Here is a 16,504-nt window from a genome sequence, read left to right as displayed (position 1 = left end):
CCCCGATTAAAACTTAACCTTAGGTGCCTCTTTATCGGCGTCAGGGATTTGAAGAAAGTCCATTTCCTTGAATCCGTGGATACCGGCAATAAGGTTACGAGGGAATGTTTCAATTGCCGTATCGTAGGCTTGAACTTGACTGTTATAAGCTTGACGTGCATAAGATACTTTATTTTCAGTATTTGAAAGTTCTTCCATTAATTGTGAAAATTGTTGATTAGCTTTCAAATCTGGATAGCTTTCAGCTAAAGCAAAAACTTGTCTTAAAGCACCAGTCAAAGCGTTGTCGGCCTCAACCTTATCTTGGAGACTGTCAGCGTTAGTAACGTTGTTTCTCATAGCAACAACATTTGCTAGTGTTTCCTTTTCATGTGTAGCGTAACCTTTAACAGTTTCGACCAAGTTAGGAATTAAGTCAGTACGACGTTTTAGTTGAACATCGATTTGAGAACTGAACTCACGAGCACGATTGCGATATTTTACCAAACTGTTGTACATGCCCGCATAGGCAACAATTATTACTAAAATAATGGCAATTATTATTATTGTTTTCATTTAAATCTCCTTCGTTTCTTATTGGGTATATTCTACCATATTGCAATGATTCAAGTGAAAAAAGACATATTGAAAACTTTGGCTAAAACGTTATTAATTTTTTCAAAACTATTCTATACTTACACTTAAGGAAGGTATTCGAACAGGTTTTAAGGTGAATATTATGAAAAAAATGTTTTTACCCATTTTAGTGCTTTCATCCGCTTTGTTAGGCATTGCACCATCGACGGCATGTGTGGATAGTTCGGTTGATACAAATTACACTGATGAATTTGCCCAAAAAGCCAATACAATTTTGGATCAGAAGGGTTTTTCCGGTAGTTTACTAGTCGTAAAAAATGGTAAACCGATATTTGAAACTAGTCGAGGATATTCAAATTACGGTACTAGTGTTTACAACAATTCTAATACAGCATATGAAATAGACTCAGTTCAGAAGAATTTAACGGCAGCAATGATCATGAAATTAGTTCAAGAAAACAAATTGAGCTTGGATGACAAGTTGTCACAATTTTATCCAGAGGTACCTGGTAGTAACAATATCACCATCAAACAAATGATGGCTATGACATCGGGTCTAATGTTAAAGGGGGACGTTGGCCCATATCGAGTTATGTCAGATTCAGAAATTATAAATGCTGATATTAAGAATACGAAATATATCGGTTTATTGCACAATAAATGGAATTATCAAGCTATTAATTTTAATCTTTTAAGTGGTATTTTGGAAAAAATGACAGGTAAGACTTATCAACAATTATTTACGGAGACATATATTGATAAGTTAAACCTCAAGCATACGATTTTTGCTTATGATTATTCACCCGATGTCGTTAAGGCTGTTGGTTATCAAAATCCCAATCCTTTGGCAGTCAAGATGGATTATCAAAATGTTTTTTACACCAAGAGATATTATGAATATGATGAGCTAGGTACTGGTCAAGTTTATATGAGTGCTAAAGATCTTTATAAAGTTGAAGAGTATATTATGGATGGTTCTATGTTGACAGCAAAATCTCGTAAAGAACTATTTACTCCCGGCAGTATCAGTACTTATGGTGGTGGAATGTACCACGCTAAAGATGATAACTACGCTAATGGTTGGGGATATGGCTTCCAAGGAGTTGTTCATATTTCTGACGATGGCAAGACTGCCGTAATTGCTCTAGAGAATTACTCCAGAAGAGCAGCGGATGTAAAACCATATGTTAAACAAATATATCAACTAGCTAATGATTAGTTAGTGTGTTACTATATTAGAGGCAGATAGCCTATCTGCTTTTGACTGTTCCATACATTCCAAAGATTTCTATGGAACGGTCTGGAGTCCTACATCACGGATTGATGTAGGACTTTTTTTTATGCAAAAAATTAATTGTTTGATTAACTAAAAAGAGTTACGTTAATATTAACTTATGAAAGGGTGGATGTTGATGTATAAGTTAAATGATGGACAAAAAATACCAGAAATAGGTTTTGGAACTTATAAGTTGAATGGTCGTAAAGGCGTTCAAAGTATTGTTTCTGCAATCAATAATGGTTATAAAATGTTAGATACAGCTTATAATTATGAAAACGAGGGTGCCGTAGGTCGCGCTATTTCAGAAAGTGGCGTTAATCGCGATGATTTAGTCGTTACTTCTAAGTTGCCAGGTAGATACTATGCTTATGATGACGCGATCGCTGCTTTGCAAGAATCACTTTATCGAGCACACTTAGATTATTTCGATCTTTATTTGTTACACTGGCCTAATCCTAAACGTGGAATGTATGTTGAAGCTTGGCAAGCCTTGATCGATGCTCAAAAATTTGGATTAGTTAAGTCGATCGGTGTATGCAATTTCTTGCCAGAGCACTTGAACAAGTTGAAACAAGAGACTGGCATTTTACCAACAATCAATCAAATTGAATTGCATCCATACTTTAATCAAGCTGACATGCGTAAGTTTGATAAAGATAATGGAATTGTGACAATGGATTGGAGTCCACTTGGCCGCGCTAGCTCTGTCTTGACAAATCCAGTCTTGATCGAACTAAGCAAAAAGTATAATAAGTCAGTTGGACAAATTATTTTAAGATGGGAACATCAATTAGACACAGTGCCAATTCCTAAGTCATCATCTCCAATTAGACAAGTGGAGAATATGAATATTTTTGATTTTGAAATATCAAATACTGATATGGATAAAATTAATTCATTGACTAAACCAGATGGTCGTAATAAAGACCAAGATCCTGCTGTCTACGAGGAATTCTAAAATGAGAGTGATATTTGAGATTATCTCAAATACCACTCTTTTTTTATATTGTCTCATTTTTTAGAAAATATAAAATTCAAAAAATAATATTATTTTAGAATATCTATTGAATTTTAAAAAAATAAGAACTATATTCTAGCTGTAAACGATTTCAACTAAGAAAGCTAATAATTCAAGAGGTGGTTCTTATGTATAGAAGTAACGGAAATTATGAGGCATTTGCTAAACCAATGAAACCAGTTGGTGTTGATGATAAATCAGCTTATATCGTTGGTTCAGGACTAGCTGGTTTGGCTGCTGCAACATTTCTTATACGTGATGGTCAAATGAAAGGCGACAAGATTCATGTCCTAGAAGAACTTGCTCTACCTGGTGGTAGTATGGATGGTATTTGGAACGAACAAAAGGGCTATATCATCCGTGGTGGTAGAGAGATGGAACCTCATTTCGAAACACTTTGGGATTTGTTCAGATCAATTCCATCATTGGAAAATCCCGATGCATCTGTTTTGGATGAATTTTATTGGTTGAATAAGAAAGATCCTAGTTTCTCACATGGCAGAGTTATCCAAGAGCAACGTAAGGAATTGCCAACTGAAGGAGATTTGACTCTCACACCAAAAGCAGTTCAAGAATTGCTTGATTTGGTTATGACGCCTGAAAAAGATTTGGGTGACAAGAAGATCAATGAAGTCTTCTCAGAGGACTTTTTGAACTCTAACTTCTGGCTCTACTGGTCAACCATGTTTGCTTTCGAACCATGGGCTAGTGCTATGGAGATGAGACGTTACTTGATGCGCTTCTGTCATCATATCGACTCACTTTCAAATCTATCATCTTTGAGATTTACTAAGTACAATCAATACGAATCCTTGATTCAACCATTGATCAAATTCTTGGAAGATAAGGGTGTTCAATTTACATACAATACTCACGTAAACAATATTAAAGTCGATACATCAAATGGTTCCAAAGTAGCTAAAGAAATCGAGTTAACAACCGATGGTAAAGACGACACGATCAGTTTGACCGAAAATGATTTAGTCTTTGTAACTAATGGATCAATCACCGAGAGTACAACTTATGGTGACAAGACACATCCAGCACCAACTGAACACGAATTAGGTAGCAGTTGGCAATTATGGGAAAACTTAGCCAAACAAGATGAGGCTTTTGGTCATCCAGATAAGTTCTGTAAGAATATCCCTGAAGCAAACTGGACAATTTCTGGAACAATTACTTTGACTGATGATGAAGTAACACCATACATCGAAAAGATCAGTAAGAAAGATCCACACAGTGGTTCCATCGTAACTAGTGGTCCTGTAAGTATTAAGGATTCCAACTGGCTATATGGTTATTCCATCAGTCGTCAAAAACACTTCAAGAGACAAAAGGATAACGAATTGGTAGTTTGGGTTTACGGATTATTCTCAGACAAACCAGGTAACTTCGTAAATAAGAAGATCACTGAGTGTACTGGTGATGAACTATGTGAAGAGTGGTTATATCATATCGGTGTTCCAACTGATAAGATCAAGGATATCGCTGAAAATCATGCAAATACTATTCCAGCACATATGCCATATATCACTTCATACTTCATGCCAAGACAACTTGGAGATCGTCCACTAGTCGTACCAGAAGGTTCAAAGAATTTAGCCTTTATCGGTAACTTTGCGGAAACAGACCGTGATACAGTCTTCACAACTGAATATTCAGTTAGAACTGCTATGGAAGCCGTTTATACATTGCTTGATGTTGACCGTGGTGTTCCTGAAGTCTTCGGTTCAGCCTTTGATGTACGTACATTGATGCGTGCTATTTACTACTTGGATGGAAAGAAGAAAATCGAGGATATCAAGTTACCATTTAAGGAACGTATGGTAGAGAAGAAAGTTATGGAGAAGATCCATGGAACTTATATTGAAGAACTATTGAAAGATAATAATTTGTTGTAATACACAAAGAGACGTTTCAATTCGCAAATGAATTGAAACGTCTCTTTTTTAATCGAAATAAGTTTGCCAATCTTTAGAGTGATGACATTCAAAAGCTAATTTGAAGTCTTTTGGAAGATTTCTTTCCAATGAAAGATTTAAATTTAATGCTTCATCGAGGGTGAAGTACTTAACATCGGAAGTCTCAACACCACTGTGAAGATCATCTTCTGTTGGGGTACATTCGAAAAATAATTTATAGATATAACTGAGATTCTTTTTAGGATAGTGGTTCTTTTGCATATCTTTGATAGCAATTAAACGGAGCGGCTTGGTCTTTATACCAGCTTCCTCAAAGGTTTCTTTTGTAGCAATTTCACTAGCAGAGTAACCAATATCAGCCCAACCACCAGGAATAGACCACTTACCATTACTTTTTTCACGAACTAACAAAATCTTATCATCCTTAAAAGTTGCGGCACGGACATCGACTTTAGGAGTGACATAACCTGTATCTGAGTCAAAAAAGATGTTGAGGTTTTCAGGTGTGGCGTTGTTGGTTAACTGGGCAGTTAATTTCTTAGCAACGTCTTCTAATTGTTGATACCGTTCCAAATCAAAAACATCTTTGCCGTAATGTTTACCAGACTGGGCAATTGCTTGAAGCTTTTCAAGTAATAATTCAATATCATTATCCATTGTTATACCTTCCTTTTGATGAAAGTATAACATTTATAATTATATTTTTTAATTGACCTTAGCGTAAGGACGTTCGTGAATGAAGTCATTGAAAATATCGTATTTTTTAACATTTTCTAATTTGTGACAACTGTCCTGAATCTTTTCGGTGATATGGGCCATTAGATAGATGCTGTCCAATAACATGAAGTGAGAGTTATTTTTGCGAGTAAAATTGATACCTCTTTCGACCATTTTGATAGCCAAATCATACTTGTTGAGGGCTAAGTAGGAGAGTGCTGCTACAAAGTAGATGATGTTGAGATTCTCATCGTAAGTAATTTGGTCGAGATTTCTTAACGCTACATTGATTTGTTTAATGGCAGAGGTACGTAGTCCTTGTTTAGCGTAAACGTAAGCCAGGGTGATATTGCAGATACGTGTTAAAGTTGTTTGCTTGCGACTGTGACCAGTGCTGGCTAGAGATAACTTCAAAAATTCCTTAGAACTGTCAAAATTATGTTCCAAGTGCAGATCACAAACAGCTAGATAAAAGTAATAGGCTTGCATCTGCTTACTAGTCTCAACCAACTCAGTAACAGTGGGGCGATTTAAATAAGATTTTAGTAATTGATAGTTTCTACTATTATATAGTGAACGAACTTTTTGATTGAAATATCTGTCCTTACAGATACTGAAATTTTGTGCTAAAAGTAGATCATCAAAATTGATTGATAACCTTTGGCACAAACTGATCAAAAGCTGAGTATTAGGGATGTACTTGTTATGCTCGATTTCTGAAAGAGTAGATTGAGAACAAATATTTTCAGCTGTTTCCAGTTGCGAAAGCTGTCGACGCTGACGAGTTTCTTTTAATATGTCCCCTAAATTGTCCATATATTAACACCTACTTATCTTAATTAATAAATCTATAAGTAGATGATATAAAAGTAGTGTGTATTTTCTGTTCAATTATTGTAAAGTTTTGTAAATATGTTTGTAAATTTTCAGGAAAAATTATGTTTATTGATCAAACCAGGTTGAATTGCACGTTGATTTTTGTCTGGAGCAACCTGATAATTAATAATCATATTAACTGAATCAATAGTCAAAATGTCGATAATAGAATTTTTCATAATCGTTAATTCATAACCACGAAAAGTTCTATCTTCAATGGGTGCCATGATTAATTACCTCCAAACTCTATCTTTGAAACAATACATTGTAAGGCTGTAAAGATTGAGGGGAGTAATGATTTGCTCTAACTATTTTAATTGTCTATTTTGACGGGATGGAATCGAATTTTTTTATCTTCTATAAGGCTGGTGTTATATTAACTCCAAATATATCCATAGCAATTATGTGTGGTGATAAATATGAAGAAGGTTAGATTGCATCGGTCGACGACGCATAAGATATTTAATGCTTTTGGTGTGGTTTTTATTGCGATTATCATTTTGCTGATTTTGATGTCTAGGTTGGTAAGGACTAGCAATATAGATGTAACTTCAGTTTGTGGCTTCCTGCTTATCGTTCCTTTGACAGGAGTTGTTGGTGCGGTTAATGAAAAAGAAAAACAACATATTTCTTTTGTTGCCTTGAATATGACATTTTGGATCATGGTGGCTTTGGGTCTATCTTTCTTGAATTTTGAGTTCTCAAAACGTTGGGCCTTGGGATTAGGCTTTTTCGCCGCCGCAACTTCAATTTTGATTACCGTTTCGGATACGGTTTTTCAAAATGAAGCGGATAAGTGGATGATTCAAAGAAAGATTAATGAACGAGATCGTGCGAAGAAACATGATAAGGAGTAAGATTTGGATTCTTTCTCAAACTCGGTTGTGATATAAAATTTCCGTCCTCCACAAAAATTGGGAATGCTGTTGGAACGCTATGGGCGCGATTCGAAGCTAATTATTTTACACTTCGTGCAAAATAATGGATCTCCGAAATCGACCTTATTGTAATCGGCAAAGCCGATAACAATAATCTCATAGCTGAACGCATTTCCAATTTTTGCTCCGGACTAAAGAGTGCTTCTATTGTTTGTTTATTTTTAAGCTTTCAGATAGTAAGATGGCAAATTACAGTTATTTTGTTAATATGTATTTTAACCATGTAAGGCTAGATGATATCTAACTTTACATGGTTTCCGATAACATTAGAAACGAATATCTAGTCGGTAGTAAAAAATTATTAGCTTCAAGCCGTGTCCACCACGTTCCAGTGGCCCACAGATTTTTTACGGACGACGGCATATTTCAACTACATCAGTTAGTATTAATGATACAACCGAGTTTGAGTAAGAACCAAAATTTGTTAAAAAAAATACCACGAAATTCGTGATATTTGATGGGAGATTCTAATGGTTGATAGACCATGTTTTTCTAAAGAATTATCAGTAGAAACCTTCAAAAACTTCTATTGGTATAAAACGGAGTTGGTGAAAATCTGTAAAGATAATCACTTACCAACTTACGGGACCAAGGCTGAATTGAATCAGTATATTATTCAATATTTAAATGGTATACCGCAGTCGCAAATAAAAGTTGTTCGGACTAATACTCAGACATCTTCATTGAAAGCTGAACAAATCAATTCGCAAACTAAATTGTTGGCTTCAGGATTCAGTTTGAATGCAGAAGCTAGAAATTTTTTTGCCAATTATTTTCAAATAGACAAATTCAGTTTTAAAAAAGCTATGGCTATCAAAATGCGTCAAGTCCAAAGTGAGCATGACGATTCAGCTACGGTTCAAGATCTCATTGATGCTTATCAAAATGGAATTTCGACTGATAATAAGGAAGAACATACTTATCAATGGAATAATTTCGTGAAAGCCTTCAATCGTGATGAGCGTTCGAAAGACTATTCTCAAAAAATGAAAGTGGCCGCAATTATTTGGTCTAAAGTTCGTGATAGTCAAATGGAAAAAGTTTACAGTCCTAAGTTGATTGACCAATATCAAAGTGAAATTTCAAAATATCGTAAAGTTTAAGCTAGTGTGAAACCTTGTTCTTTAAGGAAACTGGCTACTTCTGGGCGTCTAATTTGTTTGAAGATGGCCAGATTTTTTTCGGACCAATTAGTATCGGATGCATTAGTTTTGCGGTTAGCGTAGTAATCGTGAACTACTTGATCGTAATTTGCTAAGTCGGTGAATTGATGGTTGTTGTAAGAATTAGTTGCTACTTGGCAGTTCTGTGGCAAACGAGGTTTATGTTGATTCTTAGTTTTGGGAACACCGACAGTCATACCAAAAACAGGAATTGTAAGTTTAGGCAAGTTCAGTAACTCGGCAACACGTTTGATGTTATTGCGGAGACTGCCGATGTAGCAAATACCTAAATCCATTGATTCAGCGGCTACAGCCATACTTTGAGCCGCGATAGTCGTGTCCACAATGCTGACAATCAAGGATTCCATATTTTTTAAACTATCTAGATTTTGGTCATGAGCTTTTAAAATTTGAGCTTGACGGTTCAAATCAGCTACGAAAACGTAAAAAGTATCCGCCTTTTTTACGTGTGGGGAGCTTATCGTAATATCAGCTAACTCATTTCTTAGTTTTGAATCAGTTATTTCAATAATAGAAAAAGCTTGGACAAATTCAGATGTTGAGCCACTTTGAGCAGCCATTAACAGTGCTTGTTTTTGTTCATTAGTGATAGCTTGGTCTTTAAAGTCACGTACAGATACGTGTTCAGTCATCTTTTTAATCGTTGGATTCATTTTTTCCCTCTTTTTTAAATGGTCGAAAAGTTTCATGCTTGGATTGATATTCAGCGACGTCAATAATTTTATTATTTTTGAACTCGATTATTGAGGCACCGTCGAAATCATATTCAGTATGTTCGACAGCATGAAAATACCATAACACTGTATAAGTATTTTTGTCTGTTGGTAGGATTTTGTCGATGCGCCAATTTAAAACTTTTTGACGATTCATCATGTTATCGATCCATTGATGTAATTCGTCCAAACCGATGTAGATAGGACCATAACATTCACGATAAATTATTTTTTCATCAAAATAAGTATCGAGGTCTGAAAAATCCCTTATAAGCCAGGATTGAAAATATTTCCTAATAATATCTGTATTGTCCATAAGATTCTCCGTTAAAATTTACAAGATACTAATAATTATAGAAATCTTTGTTGGTCTTTTCTAGTAGAAGATGACAATTAAAAATCGTTAGCCGAGTGGACTAACGATTTTTTTGAGCTATTAAATATCCAATGCCAAGTACGGACGTACCAAGGAATAGCCATTGATACCATTTATTAGGTTTATGTGCTTCGAAAGAGATAGTGACGTTTTTACCTTTGTAAACTTTTTTCATATTTTCCTCCAAAGACTGATTGTTTGATTTGAATTGATTGTAACATGAAAAATATATCTATAACTATTTTAATTAGAACGGTAACATTATAATTAGTAAGAGAATTCTGAACAAAGTAGAGGATTAAATTAAATGAATAAGTATAAATTGCAGGCAGCGGCGTTTGTCTTAGTGTCATTTATGCTGGGATGTAACGAGTTTATCGTTGTCGGAATAATTTCTGATATCTCAAGTTCATTGAAGGTGGCCGTTACGACTGTTGGTTATATGATTACAATGTTTGCCATAGTCTATGCCATCAGTACGCCAGTTTTGACTATTTTGACCAGTCGTTTTAACCAATATCATACTTTTATGGTACTGATGATAATTTTTTTAATAGGAAATACTTTGACAGGTTTTGCGACAAGTTTTCCGTTGATGTTAATGTCGCGAATGATCACGGCAATTGTAGCGGGGACGCTTGAGTCATTGAGCATCGCTATTTCCAGTGTCATTGCGCCAAAAGATAAGAGAGCTATCTTGATTTCTTGGCTGGCGGCGGGATTTAGTATTGCTTCTGTTATCGGAGTCCCCATTGGAACAGCCATCAGTACTCATTTTGGTTGGCAAAATGCATTCCACGTTATTTCGCTGTTGAGTCTAGTGACGTGTATTATTCTAGGACTGGTTTTACCGAAGAACTTGAATCATCCAACCAGCAGTATAAAAGATCAATTAATTATCTTGAAGGATAAGCGTATTTATCTTGCATCCGCATTGACTCTCTTTGCCGCCGCAACTTCCTACGCTTATTACACTTATATTCGTCCTCTGATCACGAATACGTTGGGATTCAGTACTTCGACGTTGAATTGGCTTTTGATGCTGATTGGGATCGTAAGTATTATCGGTAATCGACTTTCAGGCACATTAGCTGAACATAATGGATTAAAAATTTTGCCTAAGTTCTACGGGGTAAATATCGGATTGTTGCTGATTTTTTCAATTGCAATGGGTAATAGGTGGACTGGTTATGGGCTGTTATTACTGCTGACATTATTAGTATTGATTGGTGGATCTCCTATTCAGATTCACTTCCTGGATGTGGCGGAGGCCGACTATCCACAAGCTACGGCATTTGCTTCAGCTCTGGGTGCTATTTTCTTTAATGTCGGTATCTCACTAGGATCAGCGACTGCTTCAGTGAATTTGCATGTTATGGGATTGCGTAATTTAGGATGGGGAGCAGCTGTCTTCATGGCAATATCCTTAGGTATCGTTATATATTTGAATCACGTTAATAAAGAATTCCAAAATAAAAAATCGTTAGTCTAATGTGACTAGCGATTTTTATTTTTGGTCGGGATCTTTGTAATCCTCTTGATAAATATACTTATGCAATTTTAAATACTGTTCACCTAATTTTTGTTCATTAGCGTTGTCTTTAGGATAGTAATAACGACGACCAGCTAAACCTTTAGGCATGTAATTTTGTTGAGCAATCTGATGCGGCGAGGCAAATGGAGAATCTATCAAACCACCACCAGTAATTTCTTCAGAATGCTTATAGTGCATATCTCTTAATCCTTTGGGCATGGGATGTTCGTTAGGGTGTTCAGTATCTTGATCTAATTTATCCCAAGTTTCGTCAAATGAACCTGACTTAGGAGAGATACACATTAGCATCGTGGCGAACATCAGTGGATATTTGGCCTTAGGCATTCCAATCTTTTCGGCTTGATTAGCGGCAACCACGATTTGGGTAACTTGTTGCGGATTAGCTAAACCGATATAAGTGTAGGGGATTTCTCGTAATCTCCGCACAACAGAAGGTAAGTCGTTATTTTTTAACAGCACCGCTAAATAATACAAGGCCGCATCTGTGTCAGAACCGGCCATAGAATCGGAATAAGCGGAAAGGTAATCATAGTGTTTAGTAGCCTTTTTGTCGTAATTAAAATGTTGTTGCTGAGCAAATTTTTTCACGTTTTCAACAGTGATTTTATCCGGATTAATAGCGTGAATCGTTTCTAAACTATTTAAAGCAATTCTCAAGTCACCGTCAGCTGAAATGGCTATTAGCTTTAGAGCTTCAGCTTCAAATTGTTTATCGTCTAATTTGTAAATATCAGTCACGGCACGTTTGAGCATGGTGATGATATCTTCGTCATTGAGAGATTTGAATTCAAAAATTTGGCTCCTCGAACGAATAGCAGGAACGATGGACATGATAGGATTCTCAGTCGTAGAGCCAATTAACAAGATGTGACCATTTTCCAAATAAGGTAGTAGGAAATCCTGTAAAGTTTTGGTCATACGGTGAATTTCATCTATTAATAGAACGAACGAATCGTCAGGGTATTGGTTGATTTGTTTAGTCAATTTAGCCTTATTGTCAGTCGATGCATTGAATGCTTCAAAAGGATAATTGTATTGTTTAGCAATAATTTTGGCTAAAGTAGTCTTGCCCGTGCCAGGTGGTCCCCAGAGTAACAGTGGGATGTTGACGTGTTGATCGATGATTTGCCTCAATGGCTGACCAGATTTCAAGAGTTCCTGTTGTCCAACCATTTCATCTAAAGTTTGTGGCCGCATTAAATCGGCTAGTGGTGTTTTGAATGCCAATGTTTTGTTCCTTTCTGTGGGTTTAATTTACAACTGATGATTTTTCTAATCGATATTTTTTAGGAGTGGTTTCATAACGTCTATGGAATTCCTTACCAAAATAGCTGGCTGTATTGAAACCACACATTTGAGTAATCTCTTTAACCGATCGTGTCGTCGTTATTAGAAACATTTCGGCCATAGACATCCGATAATCATTTAAGTATTCCATTGGAGTTTGATTAAGGACAGCTTTAAATGCTCGGAAACATTCTGCACGACTAATATTGGCAGCACTTGCCAAGTCGTTAACGGTTAGGTGAGGACGTTGATAGTTTTCGTGAATGAATTGAATCGTAGATCTAATTCTTTCCGACTGAATATTTTTAGGTTGTTTGATTTGATCGTAGTGGTGTTGTTGGAAAGAGACCAACATTAATCTCCAAATTCGACAAACTAATTCTACACTGTGAAGTTCGTAACCGATTTCTTTTTCAGATAATTTGCATAATTCTTCGATACTTTCACTAATTATGTGGTCTTGTTTGTCTTCTCGGCTCCAGTATAAATAATTTACACCTGATCTGCTAATAGGTAGCACTGAACTATTTTTTAATGTCATGAAAGATTTAAATTCAAAAAAAGTTGGAGGTAGAACACAACAGGCCGTTATGGTGTTTGGTTCTAATGCTTGAACACTGTGCAAAGCAGCTGAATTGATAAAAATGCCATCATCAGGTTTTAGACTGATTGTTGTGAGTTTGTTATTGCTGTCTTGAACCTGATACTGACACTTTCCTTGTAGTAAGGTAGTGAATTCAAAGCCTTCATGCCAATGCATACTCCATTGTCGACTAGTGTATTCATCAAAGTTATCAATACAAGTAACTAGTGGAATAGTGTGTTCATCATAGATTACTTTTTCATAGAGCCCATTTATTAAGTGGAGTGATTTTAATTTCATTATTAAGACCTCTGATACGAAAGTGATATTTTTGGAGACTATATTGGCTATTAATGTAATTATAATGTCACTATAATAACATCGTGTTATACGAAAATAAAAGGGGCTTAATTTATGAAGACAGATACTATAGAGGTAATTGGTGCTAATGAAAATAACTTGAAAAATATCAATTTGAATATTCCCAAAAATAAATTAGTTGTTTTTGCAGGAATTTCCGGTTCGGGCAAAAGTTCATTAGTATTTGATACTTTAGCAGTTGAAAGTAATCGTGAGTGGCAAAGTTCTTATTCACTGTATATCAGAAACAAGATGCCCCATTATCAACGTCCCCAAGTGGAACAAATCAATAATTTAACACCCGCAGTAGTTATTCGCCAACAATCTTTTAATGCCAGTAGTCGCTCTACAATGGGGACGGCTGTTGATGCAGCTCCACTAGTACGTTTGTTATATTCACGTGTTGGAAAACCTAGTGCTGGTGGATCAATGGCTTATTCGTTTAATCATCCGGCAGGCATGTGTCTAACTTGTACCGGATTAGGAAAGATTCAAATCCTCGATGAAAGTAGTTTGTTTGATTTGGATAAAACGTTAAATGAGAAAGCTATTAAATTTTCACCATTCAATTCTGGTTGGCAAAATAATATCTATACAACTAACTTAGCTCTTGATCCAGATAAAAAATTACGTGAGTTTAACGAAAATGAATGGAAAATTCTTTGTTATGGAGCTGATGAGCCAATCAAAATTGAGATACGTTCAAATAAAACTGGGCGTGTTGATCATGTTGATTATGAAGGGATTATTCCCAGATTTAAGCGATTATATTTAAAACGTGATATTTCGAAACTTAAAGGTAAGCTACACGACGAAATTATGACGCATATAACGACAGCACCATGTCCGGATTGTGATGGTACAGGATTAAATCCTAAGGCCTTGACTTCAAAGATTAATGGTTTGAATATTATTGATTTTATGAGTTTACCTGTCGAAGATCTCTTACCTAAACTGCGACAGATCAAAGATGAACGTGGACAATCATTGAGTGGACAGATAGAACAACTTTTAAAAAGAATGGTCGCTATTGGAATCGGCTATCTATCGTTAATTCGTCAAAGTGATACTCTGTCGGGTGGAGAAATGCAACGGTTAAAAATTGTTCGTAATCTTGGTAGTAGCTTGAATAATATAACTTATATTTTGGATGAACCAACTACTGGGTTACATCCAGCCGATGTTGATAAAATTGGTAAAATGCTTCTTGGTTTGCGTGATGATCATAACAATGTGTTAGTTGTTGAACATTCACGACAAATTATTGAAATTGCTGATGAAGTAGTGGAAATGGGACCTAGAGCTGGTTCTCATGGTGGACAGGTCGTTTATCAGGGGAATGTTGATGGTTTGAAGAAAGCCGATACTCTGACAGCACGCGATATTAGTCATAAGTTACAGATAAATGATAATCCGAAACAGTGGTCAAATAGTTTTCCAATTAGGGATGCCCATTGTCATAATCTCAAACATATTGATGTTGATATACCTAAGGGGATTTTGACTGCAGTAACTGGGGTGGCTGGGTCGGGGAAGAGTTCCTTGATTCGTTATGATTTTATCGATCAAAATCCTGGTGCAATTGTAATTGATCAAAAACCCATTGGTAAGTCAATTCGTTCCACGCCGGCAACTTATACAGAAATTATGGATGAAATCCGTAAAGTATTCGGTAAAACTAATCATGTGGCACCTAGTTGGTTCAGTTCTAACTCAAAAGGTGCCTGTCCTGTTTGTAAGGGCAAAGGAAAAATAAAATATGACATGGCCTTTGCTGACGCGGTTGAGGTTATCTGTGAAGAATGTCAAGGACGTCGATATAACGATAGGGCTCTAAGCTATACTTACAGAAATAAAAATATTGAAGATGTAATGGATTTAACTGTTGATCAAGCGATTGAGTTTTTCAATGATGAAAAAATCACGAAGGCATTGCAGAATTTGATCAAGGTAGGTTTAGGCTACCTTACATTAGGACAACCAACTAGTACACTTTCTGGTGGTGAGATTCAGAGAGTAAAAATAGCAGCAGAATTGAACAAAACGGGAAATGTTTATGTTATGGATGAACCAAGTGCAGGATTACATAGTGAAGATATTAAAGTATTGACACGTTTATTACGGAACCTTGTAGAACATAGCAACACCGTGATTATAATTGAGCATCGTCTAGAACTGATCAGCCAAGCTGATTGGATTATCGATGTTGGACCTGATGGTGGCACACATGGTGGAGAAATTTGTTTTACTGGTACACCAAGCAAATTATTAGATAATGAAATTTCAAAGACAGCTAAGTACTTGAGACTAGCAACAAACAAGGGAGAGTTAATACGATGATATCAAAAGAAAAAATTGAAGCATTTAAGAAAATGGCTAATTCTGGTGAAATTTATGATAGTGTCGATGAAGAATTTTTAGACTATCAACATGAATTGGTACAAAGAATCAATGAATTCAATCAAACTCCAGAAACAAAAGTGGGATTGAAGAAACGTGATGAGATCTTACAGGAAGCAATGGGAACCTATTCTGAGGGATTATATATTATTCCCCCTATCTATGCTAATTCTGGATTGTCAAATGTTCATGTTGGAAAGAACGTTTTTATCAACTTCAATAATAATTTTGTAGACGATGGTGAAGTTTTTATTGGAAGCGATACGATGATTGGACCAAATTGTACTTTCGCAACTGCAGTCCATCCGATATCACCGAGGTTGAGAAGACAGAAATTGCAATTTAATAAACCAATTCACATCGGTGAAAATGTTTGGTTAGGAGGTAACGTTACTGTACTTCCAGGAGTTTCAATAGGTGAGAATTCTATTGTTGGTGCTGGCAGTATTGTTACCAAAGATATTCCGGCTAACGTGATTGCGGTGGGTAATCCCGCTCGTGTTTTAAGGGAAATAACTGAAAAAGACGACGAATTCTATGATAAGGATAAGAAAGTTCCTCAAGAGATTCTCGATAAGTATATGTAATTCGTGAGGTTATAATGTCGCTTCAAATTAAAGAACGTAATATATTACGGAAATAAAAATTATCAATGAACTTTAAGAGAATTTAAAAAAATTGTTGCTCGTTTAGAAAATAGATCTTTGATTATAGCAATTT

17 protein-coding genes are annotated in these 16,504 nt (G+C 35.8%); 8 read left to right on the top strand and 9 right to left on the bottom strand.

Annotation, left to right across the window (positions count from 1 at the left end; translation table 11 throughout):
- Window positions 1-6: 6 nt before the first annotated feature.
- Window positions 7-555 carry a LemA family protein gene (locus U8526_RS10375; RefSeq protein WP_334341890.1) on the bottom strand — a complete coding sequence of 183 codons (549 nt, stop codon included), beginning with the start codon at window positions 553-555 and terminating at the stop codon, window positions 7-9.
- 163 nt (window positions 556-718) lie between these two features.
- Here U8526_RS10375 and U8526_RS10370 point away from each other — a divergent pair, with 163 nt between their 5' ends.
- From U8526_RS10370 to U8526_RS10360, 3 genes are all read left to right on the top strand, one after another.
- Window positions 719-1,795: a serine hydrolase domain-containing protein gene (locus U8526_RS10370; protein ID WP_334341889.1), complete on the top strand. Its 1,077-nt coding sequence runs from the start codon at window positions 719-721 to the stop codon at window positions 1,793-1,795.
- A 187-nt stretch (window positions 1,796-1,982) separates the two neighbouring features.
- Complete coding sequence (locus U8526_RS10365) at window positions 1,983-2,813, top strand: aldo/keto reductase (protein WP_334341888.1); 831 nt, start codon at window positions 1,983-1,985, stop codon at window positions 2,811-2,813.
- A gap of 188 nt (window positions 2,814-3,001) precedes the next feature.
- Complete coding sequence (locus U8526_RS10360) at window positions 3,002-4,774, top strand: oleate hydratase (protein ID WP_334341887.1); 1,773 nt, start codon at window positions 3,002-3,004, stop codon at window positions 4,772-4,774.
- A 48-nt stretch (window positions 4,775-4,822) separates the two neighbouring features.
- Here the strand turns inward: U8526_RS10360 and U8526_RS10355 are convergent, their stop codons facing one another.
- The 3 genes from U8526_RS10355 to U8526_RS10345 form a co-directional block, all read right to left on the bottom strand.
- Window positions 4,823-5,452 carry an NUDIX hydrolase gene (locus U8526_RS10355; protein WP_334341886.1) on the bottom strand — a complete coding sequence of 210 codons (630 nt, stop codon included), beginning with the start codon at window positions 5,450-5,452 and terminating at the stop codon, window positions 4,823-4,825.
- Between the two features lie 48 nt (window positions 5,453-5,500).
- Window positions 5,501-6,328, bottom strand: coding sequence for a helix-turn-helix domain-containing protein (locus tag U8526_RS10350; protein WP_334341885.1), 828 nt, complete (start codon window positions 6,326-6,328; stop codon window positions 5,501-5,503).
- A gap of 110 nt (window positions 6,329-6,438) precedes the next feature.
- On the bottom strand, window positions 6,439-6,615 hold the full coding sequence (locus tag U8526_RS10345) for a hypothetical protein (protein WP_334341884.1): 177 nt from the start codon (window positions 6,613-6,615) through the stop codon (window positions 6,439-6,441).
- A 192-nt stretch (window positions 6,616-6,807) separates the two neighbouring features.
- On the opposite strand from U8526_RS10345, the gene U8526_RS10340 reads away from it, so the two are divergent.
- Together U8526_RS10340 and U8526_RS10335 are read left to right on the top strand one after the other, a co-directional pair.
- Window positions 6,808-7,245, top strand: coding sequence for a hypothetical protein (locus U8526_RS10340; protein ID WP_334341883.1), 438 nt, complete (start codon window positions 6,808-6,810; stop codon window positions 7,243-7,245).
- Window positions 7,246-7,796: 551 nt separating this feature from the next.
- Window positions 7,797-8,429 carry an SAP domain-containing protein gene (locus tag U8526_RS10335; RefSeq protein WP_334341882.1) on the top strand — a complete coding sequence of 211 codons (633 nt, stop codon included), beginning with the start codon at window positions 7,797-7,799 and terminating at the stop codon, window positions 8,427-8,429.
- On the opposite strand, the gene nfsA is transcribed toward U8526_RS10335, so the two are convergent.
- The 3 genes from nfsA to U8526_RS10320 all read right to left on the bottom strand — a co-directional run bounded on the left by nfsA (window position 8,426) and on the right by U8526_RS10320 (window position 9,774).
- Entirely contained in the window at window positions 8,426-9,163 is a 738-nt protein-coding gene (gene nfsA, locus U8526_RS10330) for an oxygen-insensitive NADPH nitroreductase (protein ID WP_334341881.1), read from the bottom strand. The genes U8526_RS10335 and nfsA overlap by 4 nt on opposite strands.
- On the bottom strand, window positions 9,147-9,539 hold the full coding sequence (locus tag U8526_RS10325) for a nuclear transport factor 2 family protein (protein WP_334341880.1): 393 nt from the start codon (window positions 9,537-9,539) through the stop codon (window positions 9,147-9,149). The genes nfsA and U8526_RS10325 overlap by 17 nt, the downstream gene beginning before the upstream one ends.
- A gap of 100 nt (window positions 9,540-9,639) precedes the next feature.
- Entirely contained in the window at window positions 9,640-9,774 is a 135-nt protein-coding gene (locus tag U8526_RS10320) for a hypothetical protein (RefSeq protein WP_334341879.1), read from the bottom strand.
- Window positions 9,775-9,906: 132 nt separating this feature from the next.
- Here U8526_RS10320 and U8526_RS10315 point away from each other — a divergent pair, with 132 nt between their 5' ends.
- Window positions 9,907-11,091: an MFS transporter gene (locus U8526_RS10315; RefSeq protein WP_334341878.1), complete on the top strand. Its 1,185-nt coding sequence runs from the start codon at window positions 9,907-9,909 to the stop codon at window positions 11,089-11,091.
- 15 nt (window positions 11,092-11,106) lie between these two features.
- On the opposite strand, the gene U8526_RS10310 is transcribed toward U8526_RS10315, so the two are convergent.
- Window positions 11,107-12,381 carry a replication-associated recombination protein A gene (locus tag U8526_RS10310; protein WP_334341877.1) on the bottom strand — a complete coding sequence of 425 codons (1,275 nt, stop codon included), beginning with the start codon at window positions 12,379-12,381 and terminating at the stop codon, window positions 11,107-11,109.
- 22 nt (window positions 12,382-12,403) lie between these two features.
- Window positions 12,404-13,324 carry an AraC family transcriptional regulator gene (locus tag U8526_RS10305; RefSeq protein ID WP_334341876.1) on the bottom strand — a complete coding sequence of 307 codons (921 nt, stop codon included), beginning with the start codon at window positions 13,322-13,324 and terminating at the stop codon, window positions 12,404-12,406.
- A gap of 114 nt (window positions 13,325-13,438) precedes the next feature.
- Between U8526_RS10305 and U8526_RS10300 the strand changes: the two genes are divergently transcribed.
- Entirely contained in the window at window positions 13,439-15,724 is a 2,286-nt protein-coding gene (locus tag U8526_RS10300) for an excinuclease ABC subunit UvrA (RefSeq protein ID WP_334341875.1), read from the top strand.
- On the top strand, window positions 15,721-16,371 hold the full coding sequence (locus U8526_RS10295) for a sugar O-acetyltransferase (RefSeq protein ID WP_334341874.1): 651 nt from the start codon (window positions 15,721-15,723) through the stop codon (window positions 16,369-16,371). Before U8526_RS10300 ends, U8526_RS10295 begins: the two co-directional genes overlap by 4 nt.
- Window positions 16,372-16,504 lie beyond the last annotated feature (133 nt).

This window comes from Companilactobacillus sp. HBUAS56275 (assembly GCF_036913655.1).
Lineage (GTDB): Bacteria > Bacillota > Bacilli > Lactobacillales > Lactobacillaceae > Companilactobacillus > Companilactobacillus pullicola.
Note: the sequence above shows the minus strand (reverse complement) of the source record. Positions and strands in the feature narration are given on the sequence as shown.